Raw genomic sequence first — 1578 nt, forward strand, 5'->3', positions numbered from 1 at the left:
ACCTCCGACGCGAGCTGACTGGCGACGGGAAGGTCTCCTGCAGCAAGTCCAAGGCCCCGGTAGGCGCGCTGCATATGCGGCGGTATGGGGTAATGAATGAGCGTCCCCACCCCAGCTTCGGTCAGTCGCTTCTGCAAGGCGTCGCGCTGTGGGCTACGCACGACATAAAGATGCCACGCTGGATTGGCCCACGCGGGTACGTGGGGGAGACCGAGCCCGGCATCGGCCAGCCCACGGGTATAGACGGCGGCGAGGGCGCGGCGCCGCTCGGTCCATGCGTCCAGATGGCGTAACTTGACGCGTAACACCGCCGCCTGGACGGGATCCAGGCGAGAATTCATGCCGATCTCTACGTTCACATATTTTTCGCTGCTGCCGTAATTGCGCAACATACGCAGACGATCCGCCAGATCGGCCCGGTTGGTCGTGACGGCGCCAGCGTCGCCGAAGGCGCCGAGGTTCTTGCCCGGATAAAAACTCCAGCAAACGAGATCACCGTGCGCGCCAAGACGTACGCCACGGCACTCCGCCGCATGCGCCTGCGCCGCATCTTCAACGACCCATATGCCACGCTTCCGGGCCAGCTTAAGAATTGCATCCATATCGGCGGGCTGCCCGTAGAGATGAACAGGCAAAATCACGCGGGTGGCGGACGTAATCGCGGCGGTTATCCCTTCGGCGCAAATATTATGCGTCAATGGGTCGGGTTCGACAGGAACAATGCGGGCGCCCACCGCAGAAACCGCGAGCCAGGTGGCGATATAGGTGTTTGATGGAACAATCACCTCGTCACCTGGACCGATGCCGAGCGCCTTCAGCGCAAGGATCAGCGCATCCAGCCCATTGGCCACCCCCACACCATGAGATGCGCCACAAAATGCGGCCCACTCCGTCTCGAACGCCTCGACCTCTGGGCCCAGGATGTACCAGCCGCTGTCGAGTACGCGCGCGACGGCTGCGTCCAACGAGGCCTGCAACTCTCTATAGCTGGCGTCGAGTGCGAGAAAAGGGATCACGAACGCCTCTCCCCCAAGGCGCGAAGAAACGCGTCAAAATCGCGGTAATAGTCACTCTCATCGTATCGATGTGAGGCGAGCACCATACAGACCGCGCCCTGACTAAACGCATCCATTTCTCGCCACACCATACGCTGATGTAGAGGCCTTTCCGGGGATCGCGCAGCCAATACTCGGTACGTCGCGACCCATCGTCAACCGTCATCCGGAAACTGCCAGAGAGTGCAAAGACAACTTGCTCAAGCGCCTTGTGCGCATGGCCGCCCCGTTCAGCATCGACAGGCACGTTGTAAAGATAATAGACGCGGTTAATTGGGAACGGGATGTGATGGCCGCCCTCTACAAACGTTAAGTCGCCTCTTGGGTCGTGCACCTGCGGCAGTTGAATTTCCCGCACCCGCTCCGCAGCAACATTGTCAAACATGGCCCGCCCCCATGATCGTCGCCAGATGAACGTCTCTGTCGCCCATATATACAGTAAACGGATACTCAAAATAGACATTCAACCCGTCAGAATGCGTCTCCCGCATCCCGAAACGTCGATAGAAGGTCTGAGCATGAA

The 1578-nt window shown here is 59.8% G+C and carries 2 protein-coding genes; both read right to left on the reverse strand.

Annotated elements, in window-relative coordinates; translation table 11 throughout:
• Positions 1–1016: DegT/DnrJ/EryC1/StrS family aminotransferase (locus AC6A67_RS01065; protein ID WP_498034669.1), on the reverse strand; the 1016-nt coding region annotated here is incomplete at its 3' end.
• Positions 982–1440, reverse strand: coding sequence for a sugar 3,4-ketoisomerase (locus AC6A67_RS01070; protein ID WP_498034670.1), 459 nt, complete (start codon positions 1438–1440; stop codon positions 982–984). The genes AC6A67_RS01065 and AC6A67_RS01070, both read right to left, overlap by 35 nt.
• Between the last annotated feature and the right edge of the window lie 138 nt (positions 1441–1578).

Source organism: Camelimonas sp. FR25, from assembly GCF_059740505.1.